Origin of the sequence: Sinorhizobium sp. 6-70 (genome assembly GCF_030124375.1) — a bacterium.
Taxonomy (GTDB): Bacteria; Pseudomonadota; Alphaproteobacteria; order Rhizobiales; family Rhizobiaceae; genus Sinorhizobium.
On sequence record NZ_JASKLS010000013.1, the window covers coordinates 130,589 to 154,248 of the forward strand.

At 63.0% G+C, this 23,660-nt stretch carries 21 protein-coding genes; 14 read left to right on the plus strand and 7 right to left on the minus strand.

Annotation, left to right across the window (positions count from 1 at the left end; all coding sequences use genetic code 11):
* Window positions 1-2 precede the first annotated feature (2 nt).
* The 5 genes from QN222_RS23065 to QN222_RS23085 form a co-directional block, all read right to left on the minus strand.
* Window positions 3-1,400: a CehA/McbA family metallohydrolase gene (locus QN222_RS23065; protein ID WP_283962075.1), complete on the minus strand. Its 1,398-nt coding sequence runs from the start codon at window positions 1,398-1,400 to the stop codon at window positions 3-5.
* A 1-nt stretch (window position 1,401) separates the two neighbouring features.
* Entirely contained in the window at window positions 1,402-2,511 is a 1,110-nt protein-coding gene (locus QN222_RS23070) for an ABC transporter ATP-binding protein (protein WP_283962076.1), read from the minus strand.
* Window positions 2,512-2,517: 6 nt separating this feature from the next.
* Window positions 2,518-3,348: a carbohydrate ABC transporter permease gene (locus QN222_RS23075; RefSeq protein WP_283962077.1), complete on the minus strand. Its 831-nt coding sequence runs from the start codon at window positions 3,346-3,348 to the stop codon at window positions 2,518-2,520.
* Window positions 3,345-4,256: a sugar ABC transporter permease gene (locus QN222_RS23080; RefSeq protein WP_283962078.1), complete on the minus strand. Its 912-nt coding sequence runs from the start codon at window positions 4,254-4,256 to the stop codon at window positions 3,345-3,347. Before QN222_RS23080 ends, QN222_RS23075 begins: the two co-directional genes overlap by 4 nt.
* Window positions 4,257-4,414: 158 nt before the next feature.
* A complete protein-coding gene (locus QN222_RS23085) occupies window positions 4,415-5,767 on the minus strand; it encodes an extracellular solute-binding protein (protein ID WP_283962079.1) in 1,353 nt (450 codons plus the stop codon).
* A gap of 296 nt (window positions 5,768-6,063) precedes the next feature.
* Between QN222_RS23085 and QN222_RS23090 the strand changes: the two genes are divergently transcribed.
* Window positions 6,064-7,116 (plus strand): LacI family DNA-binding transcriptional regulator, encoded by a 1,053-nt coding sequence (locus tag QN222_RS23090; protein WP_283962080.1) that lies wholly within the window; start codon window positions 6,064-6,066, stop codon window positions 7,114-7,116.
* Between the two features lie 109 nt (window positions 7,117-7,225).
* Window positions 7,226-9,169, plus strand: coding sequence for a DUF5054 domain-containing protein (locus QN222_RS23095; protein WP_283962081.1), 1,944 nt, complete (start codon window positions 7,226-7,228; stop codon window positions 9,167-9,169).
* Between the two features lie 146 nt (window positions 9,170-9,315).
* Here the strand turns inward: QN222_RS23095 and QN222_RS23100 are convergent, their stop codons facing one another.
* Window positions 9,316-9,720, minus strand: a complete 405-nt coding sequence (locus QN222_RS23100) for a DUF1236 domain-containing protein (RefSeq protein ID WP_283962082.1) — start codon at window positions 9,718-9,720, stop codon at window positions 9,316-9,318.
* Between the two features lie 651 nt (window positions 9,721-10,371).
* Here QN222_RS23100 and QN222_RS23105 point away from each other — a divergent pair.
* Window positions 10,372-10,587: a hypothetical protein gene (locus QN222_RS23105; RefSeq protein ID WP_180943237.1), complete on the plus strand. Its 216-nt coding sequence runs from the start codon at window positions 10,372-10,374 to the stop codon at window positions 10,585-10,587.
* Window positions 10,588-10,680: 93 nt separating this feature from the next.
* On the opposite strand, the gene QN222_RS23110 is transcribed toward QN222_RS23105, so the two are convergent.
* Window positions 10,681-12,948, minus strand: a complete 2,268-nt coding sequence (locus QN222_RS23110) for a PBP1A family penicillin-binding protein (protein ID WP_283962083.1) — start codon at window positions 12,946-12,948, stop codon at window positions 10,681-10,683.
* A 580-nt stretch (window positions 12,949-13,528) separates the two neighbouring features.
* Here QN222_RS23110 and QN222_RS23115 point away from each other — a divergent pair.
* The 11 genes from QN222_RS23115 (at window position 13,529) to nuoD (ending at window position 23,660) form a co-directional block, all read left to right on the plus strand.
* Window positions 13,529-14,029, plus strand: a complete 501-nt coding sequence (locus QN222_RS23115; RefSeq protein ID WP_283962084.1) for an NADH-quinone oxidoreductase subunit J — start codon at window positions 13,529-13,531, stop codon at window positions 14,027-14,029.
* Complete coding sequence (nuoK, locus tag QN222_RS23120) at window positions 14,029-14,331, plus strand: NADH-quinone oxidoreductase subunit NuoK (RefSeq protein WP_136504789.1); 303 nt, start codon at window positions 14,029-14,031, stop codon at window positions 14,329-14,331. The genes QN222_RS23115 and nuoK overlap by 1 nt, the downstream gene beginning before the upstream one ends.
* Before the next feature lie 4 nt (window positions 14,332-14,335).
* Entirely contained in the window at window positions 14,336-15,799 is a 1,464-nt protein-coding gene (locus QN222_RS23125; RefSeq protein WP_283962085.1) for a monovalent cation/H+ antiporter subunit D family protein, read from the plus strand.
* Window positions 15,796-16,050, plus strand: a complete 255-nt coding sequence (locus QN222_RS23130) for a hypothetical protein (RefSeq protein ID WP_283962086.1) — start codon at window positions 15,796-15,798, stop codon at window positions 16,048-16,050. The genes QN222_RS23125 and QN222_RS23130 overlap by 4 nt, the downstream gene beginning before the upstream one ends.
* Window positions 16,043-17,803: a Na(+)/H(+) antiporter subunit D gene (locus tag QN222_RS23135; RefSeq protein WP_283962087.1), complete on the plus strand. Its 1,761-nt coding sequence runs from the start codon at window positions 16,043-16,045 to the stop codon at window positions 17,801-17,803. The genes QN222_RS23130 and QN222_RS23135 overlap by 8 nt, the downstream gene beginning before the upstream one ends.
* 8 nt (window positions 17,804-17,811) lie before the next feature.
* Window positions 17,812-19,287 (plus strand): NADH-quinone oxidoreductase subunit M, encoded by a 1,476-nt coding sequence (locus QN222_RS23140; protein WP_283962088.1) that lies wholly within the window; start codon window positions 17,812-17,814, stop codon window positions 19,285-19,287.
* The gene (locus QN222_RS23145) at window positions 19,284-20,723 is read left to right on the plus strand and encodes an NADH-quinone oxidoreductase subunit N (RefSeq protein WP_283962089.1); all 1,440 of its coding nucleotides are present in this window, start codon (window positions 19,284-19,286) and stop codon (window positions 20,721-20,723) included. Before QN222_RS23140 ends, QN222_RS23145 begins: the two co-directional genes overlap by 4 nt.
* A 233-nt stretch (window positions 20,724-20,956) precedes the next feature.
* Window positions 20,957-21,322 (plus strand): NADH-quinone oxidoreductase subunit A, encoded by a 366-nt coding sequence (locus QN222_RS23150; protein ID WP_283962090.1) that lies wholly within the window; start codon window positions 20,957-20,959, stop codon window positions 21,320-21,322.
* Window positions 21,310-21,813, plus strand: a complete 504-nt coding sequence (locus QN222_RS23155) for an NADH-quinone oxidoreductase subunit B family protein (protein WP_283962091.1) — start codon at window positions 21,310-21,312, stop codon at window positions 21,811-21,813. Before QN222_RS23150 ends, QN222_RS23155 begins: the two co-directional genes overlap by 13 nt.
* On the plus strand, window positions 21,810-22,346 hold the full coding sequence (locus QN222_RS23160) for an NADH-quinone oxidoreductase subunit C (RefSeq protein WP_283962092.1): 537 nt from the start codon (window positions 21,810-21,812) through the stop codon (window positions 22,344-22,346). The genes QN222_RS23155 and QN222_RS23160 overlap by 4 nt, the downstream gene beginning before the upstream one ends.
* Window positions 22,347-22,445: 99 nt before the next feature.
* Window positions 22,446-23,660, plus strand: coding sequence for an NADH dehydrogenase (quinone) subunit D (gene nuoD, locus QN222_RS23165; protein WP_283962093.1), 1,215 nt, complete (start codon window positions 22,446-22,448; stop codon window positions 23,658-23,660).

The window sequence follows — 23,660 nt, forward strand, 5'->3', positions numbered from 1 at the left end:
TCCTATGGCGCGAAATAGACGGGGTTGGAAATTGCGCGGCGCAGCGGCTCGGCCTCGAGCTCCGCCTCAGTCAGGCCCCAGGGAAGGCGGGCATCGCCCACCGCCGCTCGAAACTCCTCGACAAGTGCGACGTGGCTGGCATGCGCCAGGATTTCACAACGCAGGAATTTTTGTGGGGCGGCTTCGAGGCTGAGCTTCTGGTCGACCCCGTCGATCGGCATGCGCGCGATCTCGCCGCTGGCGTCGTACCAGGCCAGGAGGTCGCCGGCCGCGCCGATCACATGCGCCTCGGCGCGCCCGCCGATAACTGTCGATCCCATCGGCGCGCCGTCGACGGTCAGCGCGAGATGCGGGCCGCGAGGGCTTTCGGTAACATAGCCGAGCCCCTTCTTCATCGCTGCGAGCACGGCATCCTCCGAGAGTTCGGGCAGCCACAAAACCGTGGTTGGACGGGCGAGCACCAACGGCCCTTCCGGCAGCAAGCGGGCCGGCTGATGATAGTCGCTGCCGCCGATGGCGGACAGTTTCCAGCCCGAAGCGAGCCGCTCCTGGTAGCGCCGCAGCGATATCCGGTTGCGGGCAAACCAGGCCTGCTGCCAGACCTCCATGCAGTCGATCCGTGGCAACTCGTAATCCCAGGGGATAGTCGGCTTGTCGTGGTTTATCGAGAGCAATCCGCCCTTTTCGCGCACGATCTGCGACAGCTTATGCGCGTCCTCTCGCCTGGTCATACGGAAGTCGATCCAGTCGTCGACGCCGAAGACGTTGGCGTGGCCCTCGGCGGTGGTCACTTCCATGGCGCGTACGAAGACGAGCTCCGGCGATGAATGGGCATGGAAATAGCGCCGCTGGGTCGTGGTGTTGTGGTCGGCCACGGCGAGAAAATCGAGGCCTGCCTGTTTCGCCGCGGCATGTAGGAGTTCCGGGCTGCCCTTCGCATCGGAGTGGAACGTGTGGCAGTGGAGGTCGCCCCTGTACCAGCCGGCACCCTTGCGAACGGGGCGCGGGCGTTGTGGCGGCGGCACGTGCAGGCGCGGCGCGTCGTCGAATGCGAAGGCCAACTCGACATCGACGCCGTGCTCGGGAACCCGGTAGAGCCCCAGTATCACGCGCCAGGTGCCGGCCGGCATGGCGCCATGGACATAGCCCGGCGTGGCGTCGTCGGTCGCCACGAAGAAGCGGTCGCGCGCGCCGCCGCTCCAGCCGCGAAAGCCCTGTTCGCTCGGGAAATCGCCAAGCCGCGGATCGGCGCAGCCGAGATCGATGATGCAGTCGCTCGCCCCCTCGTAACGCATCGTCACGTCGAGGCGCGTCGTGCCCGCGGGCACGTCGAAAGGCACGTAGAAATAGGGCGAGCGCGCCTTGTCGGCCGGTGTCAGATGCAGGTTGTACGTGAGCATGTCAGACCGGTTCCCCATCCATCGGAAGCCGGGCTCCGGCCGGATCGAAGAGGTGGATGTGTTCGGAGGAAAAGCCGAGCGTCACGGTCGCGTCGAGCGCGATCACGTCGTCGGTGAAGATGCGGGCGGTAAAGCGCGCAGCATCGTCCCGCTCAAGCGTAACCAGCTTCTCCGGCCCCATGTTTTCGTTGGCGAAGAGCTGGCCGGAGACGGTGTTCGCTTCTCCGCCGCGCGCGATCGACAGATGTTCCGGGCGAACGCCGAGGGTAAGTTTGCCATTGTTTTTCAACGCCGCGGCGGCCGAGCGGGAGACCGGGAGTGGCGCGACGGAAACCCTGTCCGCTTTCAATTGGAGCGCGCCGTCGGCGATCGTCGCCTCGACGGGCAGCAGGTTCATCGGCGGGCTGCCGACGAAATTGGCGACGAAGGTGGTGGCGGGCCGGCGGTAGACTTCCATCGGCGGCGCATATTGCACAACCTTGCCGGCGTCCATCACCGCGACCCGGGTGGCAAGCGCCATGGCTTCGGCCTGGTCGTGGGTGACATAGACCGCGGTCATGCCCATGTCGCGTTGCAGATGGTTCAGGAAGCCGCGCGCCTCCAGCCTGAGCTTCGCGTCGAGATTGGAGAGCGGCTCGTCGAAGAGATAGACCTCGGACGGATAGACCAACGCGCGCGCAAGCGAGGTACGCTGCTGCTGGCCGCCGGAAATCTGCGAGGGCATGCGCTCCATGAGGTGCCCGATCTTCAGCACATCCGCCACTTCGCGGGCGCGTGCATGGCGCTTGGCTTCCGCTTCGCCGCGCACCTTCAGCGGGTAGGCGATATTGTCGGCGAGGTTCATGTGCGGATAGAGCGCATAATCCTGGAACACCATGGAGATCTTGCGGTCCTTGGGATGCAGGAAAGTGACGTCGCGGTCACCGATCAGCAGTTGGCCGGAGGTTGGCGTCTCCAGGCCGGCGATCATGCGCAGGGTCGTCGTCTTGCCGCAGCCGGAGGGGCCGAGCAGGCAGACAAATTCACCGTCATTCATTTCGAGGTCGAGATCCGACACGGCGACGAACTCGCCGAATTTCTTGGTGATGCCTTTGAAGCGTATGGAAGCCATGGAACCTTAAGCCTTGATACCGCCGAAGAACCGGAAACCGAACTTCCAGCTCACGAACAGGTAGAGAATGACGACGGGAAGCGAGTAGAGCAGGGAATAGGCGGCGAGCAGCGTGACGATCGGGGTTCCCGCCTCTGAATAGAAGGAATAGATCGCCACGGAGGCGGGCATCTTTTCGCTGGAGCGCAGCAGGATGAAGGGGATGAGGAAGCTTCCCCAGATGCTCACGAATGCCCACACGACGACAACCACGATGCCCGGGCGGATGACCGGCAGCGCCACGTCGAAGAAGGCTTGGACAGGCGACGCTCCAGCGACCATCGCACTCTCCTCGTAGCTCTTCGGGATGCTGTCGATGAAATCGCGCAGGATGAACATGGCGGTCGGCAAGAGCCCGCCGGCGAAAACGAGGATCACCGCGATCTGCGTGTCGATGAGGCCGATGCCGTTGATGATGAGGAAGATCGGTACCATCGCGGCCGATCCCGACACGACGGAGGAGAACAGCAGCAGGATGTAGGTGATGACGCTCTTGCCGGGGATGGGCGAGCGCGACAGCGCATAGGAGGCAAGCGTGGCGCCCGCACCGACGAGGATGACGCCGCCGACGCTCTGGACGAGGGAGTTCCAGAGGCCCCGCATCGCGAAGCCGTTCTGGAAGACGGCCTCGAAATTGGCAAGCGAGAACGGCTCCGGAATGGAAAGCCCCAGCTCGGCGCGCGGGTTGAACGGCGCGAAGATGAACCAGACGAGCGGCAGCGCGAAGAAGACGCCGATCAGGGCCGTCGCCACCGAAAAGCCGATGCGGGTGAAGTAGAGGCCGAGGTAGCTTCTCATGCAGCCACTCCCTTGGCGCGACGGCGCATTACCCAGAGATAGAAGAGGGCGAAGATGAGATTGATCAACATCACGACCACGCCGACCGCCGCGCCCTTGCCGAAATCGAAGTCGCGGAAGGCGATGCGGTAGGTGTAGATCGGCAGGATCTCGGTGCGATAGGACGGCCCGCCGCTCGTCAGCAGGAACGGCGTGAAGACATTGAAGCTCCACATGGTGATGAGGATCAGATCGGTCACCACATGGCCGCGGATGAGCGGAAAGCCGATATCGCGGAATTTCTGCCAGCTCGAAGCCCCGGCGACGTCCGCCGCCTGGAAATAGCTCGGCGGAATGGAAGAGAAGGCCGAGTTGAACAACATCATGGAGAAGGCCGTGCCGCGCCAGGTGTTGAAGACGACGATCGCCCAGAAGGGAAAGGACAGGAGCCAATCGCCCCGCGGGAAGCGCAGCGCTTCCATGATCATGTTGAGCGTGCCGTTCTCGTAGTCGAGAAAGGCGAACCATGCGAAGGCGATCACCACCTCGGGAAGGATCCACGCGCCGATCGCCACCGTTTCGGTCAGGTGCTTCAGCGATCTGGGCACCGACCGCAGCATCCACGCCAGCAGCATGCCGAGTGCCGCCTGACCCACCACCGCCGACAGGAGGACGAACTGGATAGTAAGGATCAGCGAGGAGCCGAATTCACCGCGCGTGAAGAAGGTCGCCGCGTCGAAGAGCGAGAAATAGTTCGCCAGCCCCACGAAATCCGGATCCACAGCCGTGCGGCCCAGCAGCGAGCGGTTGGTGAAGGAAACAAAGATGACCCAGAAGAACGGCGCGATGACGAAGGCACCGATCAGGAGTCCCGCCGGGGCGAGGAAGGCAGCCCCGGTGCCGCGCGATAGAAGGGAAAAGGATTTCATCCGACCTCCTGCTTCCGCGCATATGGGGCGTCTCCTGCCGGCCCCATATGCGCGGAGGGTTGTCACATCTGCCGAGCGGGACGCGGCGGCGACCGCAACCCGTTAGAGCGCAATGAGGAAAAGTGTATGCGGTTTTCCGCCCGCATCCCGCTCGTGATCTAGAGCAGGCTCACGGTCTTTTCCTCGCCCACGATCCGGATCACGGCATCGCGATAGCGGCTCATGGCGTCTTCCGGCGACAACTCGCCCGAGACGACCGCCTCGGTCATGCGCTGGACCTCGGCCGAAACGGCGTTGTATTTGGCATCGTTCGGCCGCGCCGTGGTAAGCGGCAGCAGCGCCTGCGACGTTTCCGCAAGGAAGGGGGCGTCCGCGATCTCCACGTCGTCGCGAATGCGGATGCGCGGTTCGTATTTCTGGAACTCGGCGAGCTGTTCCTTGCTGTTCATGAAGGCGAGCAGTTCCCAGGCCAGTTCCTTTTCATCGGTATTGGGATTGAGGACGAAACCCGTGCCGCCCGAGATCGTTACGAAGTCCTGGCCGCGGATGCCCTTACCGGGCTCCTTGGCGGGCATCTTCGCCCAGGTCATCACCTCATCGCGATTTTCGACGGCAAATTCGGAGTCGGGTGCGGTGACCGAGCGATAGAACCAGTCGCTTTCGAGAAGCATCGCGGTCTTGCCATCGCGGAAGTTCGCAAAGGTGCGGTTGCGCCCGTCGCCCAGCAGTTGGGCCCGCTGGTCGCCGAGCTTCTCGTCCACATAAACGGTCTTGTAGAGGTTGAGCGTGTCGAGAATGCCCTGGCTGGAGACGATATAGCGGCCCTTGTCGTCGGTGACCTCTTCGCCCGTGCCGAGCAGCGCCATCCAGTACCCCTGCATGGTCGTCGCCTCGCCCATCGGCACGCCGGCGTTGATCTGCAGCGGGAAGGAGTCGGGGTTCTTCGCCTTGAGCTTGCGGGCGGTATCGAGAAGGTCCGCCCACGACTTGGGCTGCCAGCTTGCGGGGTCGATGCCGGCCTCCTTCAGGAGATCGGCGCGCACGAAGATCACGCGCACATCGGTGCCGAGCGAAAGGCCGTAGGGTTTGCCCTGATAGGACATCAGCGCCTTGGATCCCTCGGTAATATGGCTCCAGCCGTCCCATTTTCTCACGGCATCGCCTGCCAGCTCGTCAAGCGGCTTCAAAAGCCCGCCCTCGACGAAACTGGGGATCAGGAAGCCGTCGAAGCCGGCGACGTCCGGCCCGGCGCCGGTGGAGAAGTCGAGGGCGAGCTGCTGGGTCAACTGCTCGTCGGAACCGGCAAATTCGGTCAGGGTGACCTTGACCGCGTCACCCTTCATCTTGGTAAAGCCGGGAATGACGCTTTTCTTGACCCAAGCGGCGAGTTCGGAGTTCACGCCACCCTCGACGCAGCGGCAGGTGATCGAAAGATCGGCGGAGATTGTCGGCGAGGCGAACGTCGTCGCCGCTGCAAGACTCAGCCAGAATGCATGCAGGTGAATGCGCATCGCGATTTTCCTCCCTTCGCGATTGGTCAGGCCGGCTCCCGCGGCCCACGAGCGGCCGCCCGGCCAGTGCCGTCGTCCCCCGTGTTGAAAAGTGAACACGTTTTCAGTTTTCCGTCAACCCGACGGGGAGGCGAATTCACTTGCTAGCGCTCATCCCCTAGAGCGGATCGTTAAAATCGCTGAGAAACAAGGAAATTTTCGCGGAATCGCCGAGACGGGGCTTGACCGTCTGGTTCTCGCGCGGAAGGATGATAGTGAACACGATTTCAGTTTTTCGGGGAAGTCAGGTCGATCGCTTGACCAACAAACTTAACGAGACGCCGCAGCGCATCACGGCGGAGACGGTAGCCGAGGCGGCCAAGGTCTCCCGGGCCGCCGTTTCGCGCGCCTTCAATCCGGACGCGCCGCTGAAGCCGGAAAAGCGGGCAAGCATCCTGAAGATCGCCGAGGAACTGGGCTATGTCCCCGATCGTGCGGCGCGCGCGCTCGTGACCCGGCGCACGCATCTTGTTGGCATGATCGTGCCCGATGTCTGCAGTCCCTGGGAAAGCCAGGAGATCGATGCGCTCACCACAGCCCTCCAGGCGGAAGGCTTCGCCACGCTGCTCTTCAAGACGCGCACGGATTTCAGCATGGACGAGACGCTGCTCGCCTACATGCGCGGCTTCAATCCGGACTCGGTGATCGCCTTCACCGAGAACGTGCGTCCGCACATCCTTGCCCGCTTCCTCGACCGGGCCGTGCCGATCTACATTAACTACCTTATGGACGAGGAACCGGCGGATGGAGTGCGCACGGGTGGGCCGGAGGCGCTCTACGACCGGATCGATGTCGATCAGTGGGAAGGCATGGAGCAGGCGGTGGCGCTCCTTGCCGGCTATGGCTGCCGACGCATCGCCTATCTTTCCGGCAAACGCGATTCCCTTGCCGAACAGGCCCGCCGCAGGACGCTGGAAGTGCTGATGGCGCGCCGGGGCTTGAACCCGCCGATCATCATTCCCGGTGATTTCAGCTACGACGCGGGCCATGCCGGCACGCTCGATCTCTTCCGGGTCGGCGAAGGGGCCGACGCCATCTTCGCCGCCAATGACGAGAGCGCCTTCGGCGCGCTCGACGCGCTGCGCTACGAGTTGAAGCGGCGCGTGCCGGAGGACGTGAAGGTGGTCGGCTTCGACGACATCTCCCAGTCGCACTGGCGCAGCTACAACCTGACGACCGTGAAGGTGGATCTCGAGGCGCGCACGCGCGCGCTCGTCCGATTGATCCTGCGTCGCCTGAAGGATCCGGCCGCGCCAGCCCTTTCCGAGACCGTGCGCACGCGGCTCGTGGTGCGCGGCACGGTGGGCTAGAGCAATTCCAGGAAAGTGTGCAACGGTTTTCCGTCCGGAATTGCGTAAATTCAAGCAGTTAGATCACTTCAATGCTTCCCAGTGAAGTGATCTACGCGAAAGGCATTGCATGACCGCTCGACGCATCCACCTGATCTTCAAGACCCACCTCGATATCGGCTTCACAGACCACGCGGAAAATGTGCGGCGGCTTTATCACGAGCGGTTCATCCCGCAGGCGATCGCGACGGGCGAGCATTTTCATGCAGAGGACCCGCAAAACCCGAAGTTCATCTGGACGACGGGCGCCTGGCTTATCTGGGACCACCTCAACACGCGGTCGGCCGAGGAGGTGGCGCGTCTCGAGCGGGCGATCGAGAAGGGGGTGATCCGCTGGCACGGCCTGCCCTTCACCACCCATTCGGAACTGATGAGCCCCGCGCTCTTCCGGGCCGGGCTCTCCTATGCGGCCGAACTCGACCGTCGGTTCGGGCGGCAGACGATCGCTGCCAAGATGACCGACGTGCCCGGCCATACGGGCGGAATCGTGCCTTTGATGGCGGGGGCAGGGCTGAAATTCCTGCACATCGGCGTCAACACCGCCTGTCCTCCTCCGGACGTTCCGGAAATCTTCCGATGGCGCGCTCCCGGCGGCGAGGAGATCGTCGTCATGTACCAGCAAAGCTACGGCGCCACCCACCTGCCCGAGGGGCTTTCCGAGGGCCTGAGCTTTGCCCATACCAACGACAATATCGGCCCGCAGCAGATCCATCAGGTGGTGGAAGTCCTGCGCGAAATGGGCCACCGGCACCCGGACGCCGAAATTCGAGCGGGCACCCTTGAGGGTTATGGCGCGTTCCTGTGGGAACACCGGGAGCGGTTCCCGGTGGTGGACATGGAACTCGGCGACAGCTGGATCCACGGCGCTGCCTCCGACCCGGTAAAGATCGCACGGTTCCGGGCCTTGCAGCGGCTCCACGACATCTTCGAGGCGGAGGGGCTGTCGCCGGCGCGGCATGACTTCGGGCGCAAGCTGACGCTGGTGGCCGAGCACACCTGCGGCGTCGACGTCAAGACGTTCCTGCGCGACGAAACGGCCTGGGACCGGCCGGCCTTCGAGGCGATCAGGAAAGACGACTACCGCTTCCGCTACACGGAAGCTTCCTGGGGCGAGCAGCGGGCCTATCTCGGCCAAGCGGTCGAGGCGCTTTCTGCTGACGACCGCAGACGAGCGGAGGCTGCCATTCGGGAAACGGAGGTGCCGGCTGCGATCGACGGCCAGCCGCTGGCGCCGACGGGCAAGGTCGTCTTGGGCGACATGGAGTTGGAACTCGATCCCGGGACCGGCGACATCCTGGCGCTCGCCGCAGGCAACCGGCGGCTCGAAGGAGACGAGCGGCTGGTCGGCTACCGTTATGAGAGCTACGACGCCGACGATCTGGCCCTGTTCATGGACAGCTACCTCACCGACCGACCGGAATGGGCGATCCTCGATCATGGCAAGCCGGGGCTCCACCAAGCGCAGACGGCGCTATCCGCTTCCTTCAGGCCGCAATTGATCGGAGTTGCAAGAGATGGCAGCCAGCTTGTGATCGGCTGCCGGTTTTCCGGCGCAGCGCAGGAGTATCTGGGCGCCCCCGCCCAGGTGGATTATATCGTGCGGCCGACGGGTGACGGCGTCGAACTCGCGGTGGTGCTGCGCGGCAAGCCCGCCAACCGGATGCCGGAAGCGGGTTTTCTCGAAGTTGCGCCGAAGGGTGTCCGCGGTTGGGAATTTTGCAAGACCGGACTCTGGCAGGAGGCGGCGCGGACTGTCCGGCGGGGTGGCGGAGCGTTGCAGGCGATCTTCGCCGCGCGAGCGACCTTAGCCGACGGCGGGCACATAAGGATCGAACCGCTCGACTCGCCGCTCGCGGGACCGCTCGGGCAGCCCTTCATGCTGTTCCCCGACAGGCCGCCGGCCTACGAGAGCGGGCTCGCGTTCAACCTCCATAACAACAAATGGGGCACCAATTTCCCGATGTGGTGGGAAGGCGACTTCATGAGCCGTTTCCGCATCCAAATTGACGGCTAAAACGGCTCCGGTCATGGGTCTTGCCGCCGTGGCCGGAGAGTCGCGCTGCCTTGCCTAGCTATGGCGAAAGCGTACGGCCGAAGGGGAGGGGGAAGACGGAAATGAAAGTGCTCCCCGCTGCTGAAGGCGCGGGGAGCACCGGTGGCTTACCGAATGACCTGCACTACGGTATAGGTCCTGGGATCAACGATGACGCGCTGATTGTTCACGACCGCGTACGCATAGGTCGGATTCTCCGGTATCGGCGTCAGGGCAACGGTCCGCGGAAGCGGCCGACCGACTGCGATACGCTCACGAACAACGACCGTATCCGCCATCGGCTGCTGCTGCACGTAGGTAACCACCTGCTGCGGCGGAGGCGAGATGGCGGCACCGGCGATGAGACCAACCGCGCCGCCGACAGCAGCGCCTACCGGGCCTCCGACAATCGCACCGGTAACAGCGCCGCCTGCCGCACCGGTCACGGCGCCGTCATTATTGTCATTTGCCATCGCAGGCGCTGCCATAAGCCCGACTGCAAGGGCGGGAACCAGAAGAATTTTCGTACTCATAATCAATCCTCCTTCTTCTGTGGAGGATAAAACGTTGGGCATGTGCATTGGTTCCGCATATTTGCGGAATGTTAAAGAATAAAATAAAACGTGAAAACTATACTTTGAAAAATCGCGCGACCTATATTCTGAGTTTCCCGTGAAGCGACGCGAATCCTCCCAATAATTACATAACATACGCCTGGTTTTGACGATCGCTGGCGCGCAAGCAACGATCAAGCCTCTAATCCTCCTCCGCGACTTTCTTGACGCACTTGACGGCCGAAACCCCGGTGAGTTTGATTTGGACCGGATCCCCACGGCCGAGTTCCCGGGAAGAGGCAATCAGCGGACCGTCTCGACTTTCAAGAAGGCGTGCGGGGCTGCGGGTTTTGAGAAGCAATTTGGTCGATCGGGTCTTGAAACCTGCGGGTCAAGACCCATCTATCGCACACTGCCCGTATCGAGGCGTTTTCGAGCCGACGACTGGTCTGGCCGAAAACCTCTCCGGGTCGAATAGGGCGCTCCCCTCGATGGGTTGAGCGCCCTATTCCATTTTGACCGGGCGGCAATTCCGCGGCCGACGAGGAACTGCCAGCCGCGCATGCATTGCATTAATCGCATTAATAGGGACAATAACAGGGATAACAAGCGAGCAAGGGAGGAAGTGCGATGCCACAACAGCCTCACTCCATTGCCACCCCCGCCGAGCACATTGTGACCGCGCGCGAGGCATTGGAGTTGCTATATCTGCACCTCGAACAGGAAGCCGAAGCCAAGCTCGTGGCTGCGGCCATACGCGCCGGCTGGTCCGCCGAGGAGGCGTTATCGGCGATCGATGAGCTCAAACTGGAAGACATGCAAGCCATCGCCAGGCGCAAGTCCTAATCCCGGCGAAAACGACGGCAAGGCGTCGCTTGGCCGCGGAATTCGCGACCTCACCTCATTTCCGGCAGACGGTTCCCAAGGTCGCGGAGCGGATCATTTTTCGCAAAGCCGACGCGGCCCCGTGTAGGGCTGGAACGTGCAGTCATACGGCCGGAACGAGCGATAGGCGCGTGCGCAGGCGTGAACATTGCAGGACGCAGGCGCCCCGCCGTCATCTGCGGAACTGATCGTCTGATCGGACTCGCTGGGCGCACTTTCGTCGCCCGCGGCCGATGCTGCGCTCATGAAGCTCCGCCAGATTCGCGCCGGCAGCTTGCCGCCTGTTACTTCGTTCATGGGCGTCTCGTCGTCATTACCGACCCAGACGCCGACGACCAGCCGTTCGTTGAAACCGATGAACCAGGCATCACGATGGTTCTGGCTGGTGCCCGTCTTGCCCGCCGCAAACATCCCGAGATTGGCCTCCTGGCCCGTCCCTCGTTCGACGACCAGCCGCAACAAACCGACCAGATCCGGCTGGTACTGGCGAAGATCGGTGGTGGGGTGCTTGGGAGCGCCCAAGCGGAACGCGCGGGGCTCGCCATCGGCTCGGAAGGATACGATGCCCCACGGCTCGACCGGTGCCGCGCCCGCCCGGACCGAAGCGTAGGCGCCAGTAAGATCAAGCAGGTTCACCTCCGATGAGCCGAGGGCCAGGCTCGGCGTTTCAGCAAGTTTGGCATCGATCCCCAATTCGCGAGCGGCGGCGACAACCTTGTCGATCCCAACTTCCATCGCCAGGGCCACCGTCGCGGCGTTCAGCGATCGCGCGAATGCCTCCGCTATACTCACTTGCCCGCGATAGCCGCCATCGTAGTTTTCCGGCGACCAGCCGTCGACCTCAATCGGCGCATCTTCAACCCAGTCGAAAGGCGTGAGGCCGGCCTTCAAGGCGGCATAGTAGACGAAGAGCTTGAAGGCGGAGCCCGGCTGGCGCATCGCTGAAACTGCGCGGTTAAAGGTGCTCTTCGAGTAATCGCGCCCGCCGACCATGGCGACCACGGCGCCCTCCGGCGTCATCGCCACCAAGGCGGCCTGTTGCACTCCCGCCTCTTTGCCTGCCTGCTCGAGGGCTTCGGTAACCACCTTTTCGGCGGTCGCCTGCAGCCGCGGCACGATCGTCGTTCTGACCTTGATCGTGCCCCGGTAAGGGCCTGCAAGCTCGCGCGCCTCCTGCATCACCCAGTCGGCAAACCAACTGCCTGACCGTATTGCCGGCTTTACCGGACGAAGTTCGGCGGTCGCTGCCTTGGCCTGCTCTGCGGTTACCTTGCCGCTCTTGATCATGGCATCAAGCACGAGCTCCGCCTGCCGGCGCGCGCCATCCGGATTGCTTATGGGATTGAGCTGCGAGGGCGCGCGGATGATGCCGGCAAGCATCGCTGATTCACTCACATTGAGTTCGCGCACGTCCTTGTCGAAGTAGATGCGGGCAGCCGCCGGGACGCCCGTTGCGCTGGCACCAAGATAGATGTTGTTCAGGTATCGCGTGAGGATCTCGTCCTTGCCAAGCTTGCGCTCCAGCCAGAAGGCGATGACGGCTTCCTGGATCTTCCGCTTCCAGGTGCGGTCTCGCTCCAGATAGAGGATCTTGACCAGTTGCTGCGTGATCGTGCTGCCGCCCTGCACGACTTCGCCTGCACCGACATTCGTGTAAAGCGCACGCAGGATGCCCCTTAGATCGATACCGAAGTGCGCATAGAAACGCCGATCCTCTCTCGTAAGCACGGCATCGATGAGATGCGGCGGGAAATCTCCTCGGGCCGCATAGGGGCCCTGAAGCGGCCCTTGGGTCACCAGCGGCTTGCCAGCAGCCGTTTCAAGCACCACCACCGGCTTCAATGAACCATCGGCAATCTCGTCCCACGGCACGTCCCTCAATGCCCACGAGAGAACGGCGATCAGCACGGCAAGCAATACGGCGCTCGCAATTGCCGCGCCCCGCGCGAAGATTGCGCGCTTCCTGCGTGCATTCGCTGGGCGAGCAGGCATGTTGCTCGAACGCCGGCGCCGAAGGCCTGTCCAAATGCTTCCATCCAAGCCGGCAGCGTTCTGCCTCGCGTCAGAGACCTCCGTCTCTCGCGGTCGCCGCCGGAGCTTGTTGCCATCAAGCTTTTCAGCGAGCTGGGAGGTCGCGCCGGCCGCATCGTGACGCACTGCCTGTCCGAGCCTCAGCAACGCCCGGCCGATTTCTGCAAGCGCTCTCCCCGTACGCGCAAATGCAGCGCCATCGGAGCTTCCTGCCGCTTCGATGCCGGGCCCGGATGACCCTGGCCCTTGGTTTTCCGCGCCTCCACCCGGAGCAGCGTTGTTGTCCGCCATGCGTGAACTCTTTCCAAACGACTGCGCCAACGCCGCCATGAGGCGCGACGCGACCCTTCCGATATTCTCGCTTCGGTTCGGATCGCCTTGCGCGCAAAACGCATTGGCCGGGCAAGAGGTTGCCAACGACAGGTACAAGGAATGATAGATGCTGCGCCGCTGGCGGAGTGCAAGCATACTCTATTGGAGCTCTATGGCAGAAATTGCGAAGAGCCTTTCGACTGGTGCCATCCGATTGACGGCGGCTTTCTCGACGCTGCCCCTGCGCTACCTGCTGGCCGGATGGCAATGAACAAACGGGCCGGCATTCCCGGCAGCCGGCCGGCATCCAGGGGCGGCGTTCGAAAAGAGGTGTGTTCCCTCGTCTCGCACGGCAGCGGTTGGTGGGGTCGAGCGACCGTTCGAGGAACGGTGCCTGTGTGCCAGGTCCGGACTGCCCCGGTCTACCCGGCCGATCTCAATAATCTTGTGAAATATCCGATACTAGGGCACAATTTGTGAATGCACCCGAAGTGCGGAGCTATCGCAGTCCGGCCGCCTCGCGCCGAGTGACTAGTTCGCGTGGGAGGGGTCGGCGTCGATGGATCAGGGGTTCTTTCTTCTGTTCGCTGCGGTGTCCGTGATCACGGCCCTGACTGTGGTCCTGGCGCGCAATCCCGTTCACAGCGCCTTGGCACTGATGGCGTGTTTCCTGCAGGTCTCGGCAATCTTTGTCCTGCTCGGTGCGCCGTTGCTCGCGGTCATCCAGATCTTCGTCTATGTCGGCGCGATCATGGTCCTTTTCCTGTTCGTGATCATGATGATCGACGTGCGGGAAGCGGTGTTGCAGCGGTTCTTGCCGGGCGGCAACCTGCCGGCGCTCGTGCTGCTCGTGCTGCTTGGCGTCGAGATGGTTGTACTGGTGCTCTGGAGCGACCGCTTTTCGATCGCGGAACCTGTCGCCATCCGTGGCGGCGATGAGGTCAGGGAGCTCAGCACGACCCTTTTCGCCGACTATCTCCTGCCGTTCGAAGCCGCCTCCGTCATCCTGCTGGCTGCCCTTGTCGGCGCGATCGTGCTGGCGCGGAAGGAGCCAGGGTGATGGTTCCGCTTTCGTGGTACATTTTGCTCGGAGTGGTGCTGTTCGTGATCGGGGCGGCCGGCGTGCTGCTCAGGCGCAATATTCTGGTCGTGCTGATGTCGCTGGAGTTGCTGCTCAACTCGGTCAACATCAATTTCATCGCTTTCGGGCGTTACTACGCCGATTTCCGCGGGCAGATCTTCGCGATCTTCGTCATCGCAACCACCGCTGCGGAGGTAGCCGTCGCCCTTGGCATCCTGGTCGCCCTCGTGAGGAACAAGGCTACTCTCAAGGTCGACGACGTGACCGTGATGAAAGGATAGCGGCTTGGAACCGGTGATCTCGATCCGGCCGCTGCTTGCCGTCGCCATTGCCGGCCTGGCGGCCCTTTCAGTTCTCCTGTTGAACAAGCGCGAAAAACCCCGCGATCTCGTCTCGCCGCTGGCGGCGATTGCCATGTTCGCAACCGTCGCCTCGATGGCGCCGACGGTGCTCTCCGGCGGGACTGTCGAGCTGCGTCTCTTCGAGATACTGCCCGGCATCGATTTCGCTTTCCGGGTCGATGCGCTCGGCATGGTGTTTGCCACCGTCTCGTCGCTGTTGTGGATCGTGGCGGCGGTCTATTCCATCGGCTACATGCGGCACTTGCACGAGCACGCGCAGACCCGGTTCTTCGCCTGCTTCGCCATGAGCCTCGCTGCGGCCGTCGGGGGCGCCTTCGCCGCCAATCTGTTCACGCTGGTGATCTTCTACGAGGTGCTGAGCCTCGTCACCTATCCGCTCGTCTACCACCACGAGGACGAGGAGAGCTGGAAGGGCAGCCGTAAGTATCTCGTCTATCTGATGGGTGCTTCGAAAAGCGTGCTTCTTGCCGCGCTGGCGCTGACCTACCACATCGCGGGGTCGCTAGACTTCGTGCCCGGCGGACTGCTGGCGGGTGCCAACGCCCCGGCGGCCCTGCTGACGGTCGTCTATTTCTGCTATCTCTTCGGCTTCGCCAAGGCCGCGGTGATGCCGATGCATGCCTGGCTGCCTGCCGCAATGGTCGCGCCGACGCCGGTCAGCGCGCTCCTGCATGCAGTGGCCGTGGTCAAGATGGGCGTCTTCTGCGTGCTAAGGGTAGTGTTCCATGTCTTCGGCGTGGGCCTGATGGGCGGGCTGGGACTCGGCATCGCCACCGCCTATCTGGTCTCGTTCACGATCCTGATGGCGTCCATCTACGCGCTGACGCGGGACGACCTCAAGGCGCGGCTCGCCTATTCGACAGTCAGCCAGCTCTCCTACGTGGTGCTGGGCGCGGTGCTGTTGTCGCCGGTCGCGATGGTTGGCGGCATCATTCACATCGCGGCGCACGCCTTTTCCAAGATCACGCTCTTCTTCTGCGCCGGGTCGATCTACTGCGCGTCGGGCAAGCGCAACATCAGCGACATGGCCGGTATCGGCCGCAGGCTGCCCTGGACGATGGGGGCGTTCTTCGTCGCCTCGCTCAGCATGATCGGCGTGCCGCCGACTGCTGGCTTCGTCAGCAAGTGGTATCTGACGCTCGGCTCGGTCCAGGCGGGGGAGGTCGCGTTCCTGATCGTGCTCCTGGCGAGCTCGGTGCTGAACGCCGCCTATTTCCTGCCGGTCAGCTATGTCGCCTTTTTCGGGGCGGACGCGCAGGAGAGTTCGGCAAAGGTACGTGAGATTCCGCTGGTGACGATCCCGCTGGTTGCGACCGCCGTCCTGTCGGTGCTGATGGGCGTCTTCCCCGGCTATTTCCTCGTATTGGCGGAGGGAGTGATCAAATGATCGAGCGCATCGTCGATTTCTTTGGCGACGAGAGACACGCGACACGCCGCCGCCGGCTTTTTTATCTGGTGCTCGTTCTGATCGTCGCCGCCGACTTTCTGGTCTCCCGCGAACATGCCGAATATTTGTGGGAGGGCCTGCCTGGCTGGTCGGCAGTCTACGGCTTCGGCTCCTGCGTGATCCTGATTTTCGTTTCCAAGTTTCTCGGCCATCAAGGCGGGCTCATGCGGCGCGAGGACTATTATGACTGACTTTGTCCATCCCGCCCTCCTGTTTATTCTTGGCGCTGTAGCGATCCCGTTCCTGGAGGGGGTAGTTCGCAAGGTCTATCTGGTGCTGATCCCGCTCCTGGCGATCTTCGCCGTGCTCGCCATTGAGCCGGGCAGCTACGGCGCGACGGCCTTCATCGGACAGGAAATCCTGATTGCGAAGGTCGACAGGCTGAGCATCGTCTTTGCCACGGTTTTCACCATCATGGCCCTGATCGGCATGGTCTACGCGCTGCATCTCACACGCGCCGGCCAACACGTGGCGGCGTTCGTTTATGTCGGCAGCGCGCTCGGCGTGGTGTTCGCCGGCGATTACCTGACGCTCTACTTCTTCTGGGAGGGCATGGCGTTCGCCTCGGCCTATCTGGTTTTCGCACAAGGCAGCGAGAAGGCGACACGCGCCGCATTCCGCTACCTCATGGTCCACGTCACCGGCGGCGTCGCCCTGCTCGGCGGCATCCTTGTCCATGGGGCCGCCACCGGATCGCTGCTCTTCGGCCCGATCGAGAGCAATATGGGCCCGGGCGCCTATGTGATCCTCGCCGGGTTCCTGCTCAACGCGGCGGTGCCGCCGCTCAACGCCTGGCTCACCGACGCCTATCCGGAGGCAACCGTCACCGGCGCGGTGTTCATGAGCGCCTTTACCACCAAGACCGCCGTCTATGTGCTGGCGCGAGCCTTTCCCGGGACGGAGCTCCTGGTCTGGCTTGGCACGGTGATGGCGCTTTACGGTGTCGTCTACGCGGTCCTGGAAAATGACTGCCGGCGGCTGCTCGCCTATCACATCGTCAGCCAGGTGGGCTACATGGTGGCGGGCGTCGGCATCGGGACCGAGTTGGCGGTGAACGGAGCCACCAGCCATGCCTTCGCCCATATCCTCTACAAGGGGCTGCTGTTCATGGGGGCCGGCGCGGTGATCCATGTCACCGGCCGGCGCAAGCTCACCGAGCTCGGCGGGCTCTACAAGACCATGCCGCTGACCGTGGCGCTCTACATGGTCGGCGCCTTCGCGATCTCGGCATTTCCGTTCTTCTCGGGCTTCGTTACCAAGTCGATGGTGGTGGCGGCCGCGGGCCAGGATCACCGTGCACTGGTGATGCTGGCGCTGACGATGGCATCGTCGGGGACGTTCCTGCATACGGGCCTCAAGCTGCCCTATTACATGTTCTTCGGCACCGACCGGAAGCTGGAGGCGCGGGAGCCTCCCCGCAACATGCTGGTTGCGATGGGCATGGCGGCGGCGCTCTGCATTGCGATCGGGGTGTTCCCCGGGCCGCTTTACGCGCTCCTGCCCTATCCGGTCGACTTCGAGCCCTATACCGGCGCCCATGTCACCGAGAGCCTCGGCATCCTGATGTTCACCGCATTGGGCTTTGTCATCTTCCTCAAGGCGCTCGATCCCGAGAACACGATCAGCCTCGATACGGACTGGTTCTATCGCAAAGGAGCGCGAGGCTTCATGTGGCTCGCGGAAAAGCCGCTGGCGCGCTACGAGAAGGCTGTGAGCGACGCGTCGGAGACTGCGGTGCTGCCCTTCCTGCACGGTTCGGCGCGCGCCGGGCTGCGGCTCGACCTTAACGGCGTGGATGGTGTCGTAAACGGCGTCGCCCGTTCGATCCTCAACGGCGGCGGAAAGCTGAGGCGGCTGCAGACCGGCGTCGTGACCCACTACGCGCTGGCGATGATCGCCGGCGTGATCGCGGCCATCGTCGTTTTCGCCGTGGTATGGCGGTAGGGGGCGCGATGGGATTCCCGCTGCTCAGTCTCATCCTATTCACGCCGGCCGCCGGGGCGGCGGTTCTGATGTTCCTCCGCAGCGACGACGCGGTGCGGTGGACAGCGCTCGTTGTTGCCGTCCTCGACCTCGCACTCTCGATCGTGCTGCTGGCCGGCTTCGACACGACGACCCACGAGATGCAGTTCACCGAGACCGTTCCGTGGGTGCCCGCGCTCGGGATCACCTACGCGCTCGGCGTCGACGGGATCAGCGCGCTCTTCGTGTTCCTGACTGCGCTCCTGGGCTCCGTCTCTGTGCTCGCCTCCTGGGTCGCGATCGAGCGAAAGGTGAAGGCGTTCATGGTCAGCCTGCTTTCCATGCAGGCGCTGATGCTCGGGGTGTTTTCAGCGCTCGACCTGTTCCTGTTCTATGTGTGCTGGGAGGCGATGCTGATCCCCATGTACCTGATCATCGGCGTCTGGGGTGGCGACGGCCGGGTCTATGCGGCGTTCAAGTTCTTCCTCTACACGCTGGCGGGCAGCCTCCTGTTCCTCATCGGCGTCATCGCGCTCTATTTCCATGGCGGTGAGACCTTCGACATCCTCGCTTTGACGGCGCAGGACTTGCCGTTCCGCGTCCAGTCCTGGCTGTTCTTCGCCTTCCTGATCGCCTTCGCCGTCAAGGTGCCGATGGTCCCGGTGCATACATGGCTCCCGGATGCCCATGTGCAGGCGCCGACGGCGGGCAGCATCATCCTTGCCGGCGTGCTCCTGAAGATGGGCGCCTATGGATTCCTGCGCTTCTCGCTGCCGATGCTGCCGGAGGCGTCGGTGTATTTTTCGCCGCTGATGCTCGCGCTATCCGCGCTCGCAATCGTCTATGGCGGGCTGCTTGCGCTCGCGCAGGATGACCTGAAGAAGCTGGTCGCCTATTCCAGTATCAGTCACATGGGTTTCGTGACGATGGGAATCTTTGCGCTGAACATCCGCGGGCTCGAGGGAGGCATCCTGCAGATGTTCAATCACGGCGTGACGACGGGCGCTTTGTTCCTCTTTGTCGGCCTGATCTACGAGCGCACCCATACGCGAAGCATCGCCGACTATGGCGGGCTGATGAAGGTGGCGCCGGTCTATACCGTGTTTCTCGCGCTGTTCACCCTGTCGTCGATGGCGCTGCCGGGAACGAATTCGTTCGTGGGTGAATTGCTGGTGCTGTCGGGCGGGTTTGCGGCGAACCTCGCCGTCGGCGCGGCCGCCGTTTTGGGCGCAACCTTGGGTGCGGCCTATCTGCTCGGCATGTACAGGAGGGTGGCGCTCGGTCCGGCCAGCGTCGGCGCCCGGTTCAAGATCCGCGACGTGAACGCCCGCGAGATGGTGGCGATCTTGCCGCTCGCCGTCTTCGTGCTCTGGGTCGGGCTTTATCCAAAACCCTTTCTCGAGATCATCGACGCCTCTGTGAAGAATCTGCTGGTAGAGGTGCATGGCGAGGGGAGCGGCCAATGACCGACGCCGCGCTTTTCCAATCGATCATCGCAAGCCTGCCAGAGATCGTGGTGGTCACCGGGGCCTGCATCCTGCTGATCCTGGGCCAGTTCGTGCGCAAAGGGCAGGAACATTTCCTTGTCGCGGCATCCGTCGCGGTTGTGCTGATCGCGGCCTTTGCGACGCTGCTGCTGGCGAGCGAGGTGCGGCCGGCCTATTCCGGCATGTTTATCGCCGACCGCTTCGCGGTCTTCTTCAAGCTCGTGTTCTACCTGGCCACCATCCTGACTTTCCTCCTGTCGCGAAAATATGCCGATATCGAAGGGATCGGGAGCAGCGAATACTACGTCCTGCTGCTCTTCGCGCTTTTCGGAATGATGATCATGGCCTCGGCGACGGATCTTCTGTCGATCTATGTCGGCCTCGAACTGATGGTGCTCTGCACCTATGTGCTGACGGGCTTCCTCAGGCGCGAGCGGCGCTCGAACGAAGCGGCGTTGAAATACGTGATCCTTGGCGCGGTCTCGACCGGGATTTTCCTCTACGGCGTGTCGCTGATCTATGGGCTGACCGGCACGACCCAACTCGATGCGATGGCTCAGGCGGTCACCGGCGATCCGCTCGATCCCGGATTACTGCTGGCGGTGGTCTTCATTGTCGCGGGGCTGGTCTTCAAGGTCGGCGCGGTGCCGTTCCACATGTGGCTGCCGGACGTCTATGAGGGCGCGCCGACAACCATCACCGCCTTCATGTCGGTGGGGCCGAAGGCGGCGGGCTTCGCCGTGATCCTCAGGGTCTTCCTCAACCCTCTGGTCGCCGCCTCGGACGTCTGGATCATCGTCGCGGTCATCGCCGTGGTGACCATGGCGCTCGGCAGCTTCGTGGCGCTGGTGCAGGACAATTTCAAGCGTCTGCTCGCCTATTCCAGCATCGCCCATGCCGGCTTCGCCATCTTCGGCGTGGTGGCCGGCGGCCAGAACGGGATCGCCAGCGTGATGCTCTACCTGCTGATCTACGCATTCATGAATCTCGGCATTTTCGGCGCCGTCATCATGATGCGAAACGGCGATTTCTCGGGCGAGGTCATCAACGACTACGCGGGGTTCGCCAAGTCGCATCCGGGACTCGCGCTCCTGATGCTCATCTATCTGTTCTCGCTCGCCGGCATTCCGCCGACGGCCGGATTCTTCGCCAAGTTCTACGTGCTGGTCGCACTCGTCGAGCGAGGATTCGTCCTGCTGGCGGTGATCGCCGTGCTCTTGAGCGCCGTCGCCGCCTACTTTTACATCCGCGTCGTCATGGTGATCTACATGCGCGAGCCCGAGAGGGCGTTCGACCCGGCGCTGACGCCCATGGTGCGCGCCACGCTTGCCTTCACCGCCCTCGGCACCATCGGCATCGGGCTATTCCCGGCTTGGTTCCTTGGGCTTGCACAACAGTCGGCGGCTGGAGGGTAGTGCATGGGTCAGTGCGCAAGGCAGGGTAGAGGGGGGTGCCCTTCACTCGGCGCACACGTAGTCACGACCCGAAACGATCCACCGATTCCGCCTAATCGATTGGATTTGCAATGATCCGCCCGACGGAATAAAGTCTCAGGAGGATTGCCCAGCTTGCTTCTCGGGGCGATGATAGTACCGGCCCCATATCGCGACTGAGCAAAGCCCTCGTTGGTTGAGCGGGGCGTGATGATATGACGGCAATGGAATTCCTGCCGGTTCTTTTCATGGTCGCCGGAGTTGTTCTGGTGGCGGGGGTGACGCTTTTTGTTTCCTCGCTGCTGCGCCCCTCCAATCCTTATCCGGCAAAGAACATGCCCTATGAATGCGGCATGGATCCTGCGGGCGAGGCTGCGGCAGGCCGCTTCCGGGTGCAGTTCTATATCCTTGCGATCCTGCTGGTCGTCTTCGATGTCGAGACGATGTTCCTCTTTCCCTGGGCCGTCGTCCTCAAAGAGATCGGGCTGGTCGGCTTTATCGAGATGTTCGTTTTCATCGTGCTGCTGCTCGTAGGCTTTGCCTACGCCTGGCTGAAGGGAGCGCTTGAATGGGAGGAGTAGGAAACGCGATCCGCGACAGCGTCCTGTTCACGACGGCCGACAGCGTCATCAGCTGGAGCCGAAGGTCGGCATTGTGGCCGGAGACCTTCGGCATTGCCTGCTGCGCCATCGAAATGATCTCGGCCGGCTGCGCCCGCTATGACCTCGACCGGTTCGGCGTGGTGTTCCGGCCTTCGCCGCGCCAGTCCGACGTGATGATCATCGCCGGCACGGTCACGCGGAAGTTCGCGCCGGTCGTCAGGCGGCTCTACGACCAGATGCCGGAACCGCGCTGGGTGATCGCCATGGGCACCTGCGCCATTTCGGGCGGGGTCTACAACACCTACGCCGTGGTTCAGGGGTCGGAAACCTTCGTGCCGGTCGACGTGCACGTGCCCGGCTGCCCGCCGCGGCCCGAGGCGCTGATGCACGGCTTCCTCCTGTTGCAAGAGAAGATCAAGAAGTCCCGCGCGTTGACGGGAACGCCTGTGGGTCGGGTTGTAGCGTCATGAGTGTGGAACCATCTCTCAACCGCGCTCCGATCACGGAGCGCTTCGGGGGAGCAATCGAGGACCTGGGCACCGCGCACGGCATCGATGCCTTTGCTGTTCCGCCTGAGAAGATCGTCGAGTTCTGCCGGTTTCTGAAAGAAGATCCGGCGCTCAAATTCAATTTTCTCTCGGACATCTGCGGGGTCGATCATTATCCCGAAACGCCGCGCTATGAGGCCGTCTACCACCTCTATTCGCTGCCGAACAAATGGCGGATCCGCATCAAGTGCCGGCTTGGCGATCCCCCGGAGGTTCCCTCGGTCACCGGAGTTTGGCGCACCGCGAACTGGCACGAGCGCGAGGCCTGGGACATGTACGGGATCCGGTTTACGGGGCACCCCGACCTGCGCCGGATCTATATGTGGGAAGGGTTCGAGGGCTTCCCGCAGCGCAAGGATTTTCCGCTCCGGGGTTACAAGGACGAGCTGAACCCGTTTGGCGCCGAAGGCCCGCCGCCGACGCAGCCCGATCTTGCCACCAGGGAGATTCCCTGATGCATGTCGCCCAAAAATGTGCAGCGGTTTTGTCGGCGGTTTTCCGCCCGCATCGTACTCACTGGTTCAAAGGAGGCCGCTCCGCACCGGAGACTTGAGATGACCGAAGTCACTGAGCTCACGAGGCCGCAAGGCGAAGCGCTCGATACCAAGGAGGTGCTTCTCAATCTCGGCCCGCAGCATCCGAGCACCCACGGGGTGCTGCGCCTCGTCCTCGAACTGGATGGCGAGTATGTCGAGCGCGTGGATCCGCATATCGGCTATCTCCACCGCGGCACCGAAAAACTGGCGGAGAGTTTTACCTATACTCAGATTTTCCCGCTGACGGACCGGCTCGACTATCTCTGTCCGCCTTCGAACAACCTGGCTTTCGCGCTGGCGGTGGAAAAGCTCCTGGGGATCGAAGCGCCGATCCGCGCGCAATATATCCGCGTCTTGATGGCCGAACTGGCGCGGATCTCCGGCCATCTCCTGATTACCGGGGCGCTGCCGATGGACCTCGGTGCCATGACCGCGCTGCTTTACGTCATGCGCGAACGCGAAATGATCATGGACCTCCTGGAAATGATCACCGGTGCGCGCATGCACACGTCCTTCTGCAGGGTTGGCGGGGTGCGTGAAGACCTGCCCGACGGCTTCCTTCCGAAGATCAGGGAGTTCTGCGACATCTTCCCGAGCCGGATCCGCGATTATGAGCGATTGCTCGAAGACAACCGGGTGTTCCTCAACCGCACCGAAGGCATCGGGGTGATCTCTGCCGAGGATGCCATCGACCTCGGCCTGAGCGGCCCGAACCTGCGTGCTTCCGGCGTCGACTGGGACATCCGGCGCGACGAACCCTACGAAATCTACGACCGGCTCGATTTCAACGTCATCACCCGCGACGAGGGCGATTGCTATGCGCGCTGGCGATGCCGCGTCGACGAGATGCGGGAAAGCATCCGCATTATCGAGCAATGTATCGCCCAGATGCCCGAAGGGCCGTTCCAGATCGACATGCCGACAATCGCCTTCCCGGTGGACAAGGAACGGGTACACTGTTCGATGGAGGCGCTGATCCAGCACTTCGACCTGTCGGCCTATGGCTTCAACGTGCCGGCCGGCGAGGTTTATTCGGCAATCGAGGCGCCGAAGGGCGAGCTTGGCTTCTACATCATCAGCGACGGGTCGCCAAAACCGTTCCGCATGAAGGTGCGGGCACCCTCGTTCGTCAATCTTCAGGCGCTCTTCGGGGTCACCAACGCCCGCTACCTGGCGGACATGATCGCCGTGCTCGGCAGCCTCGACCCGGTGATGGCGGAGGTGGACAAATAG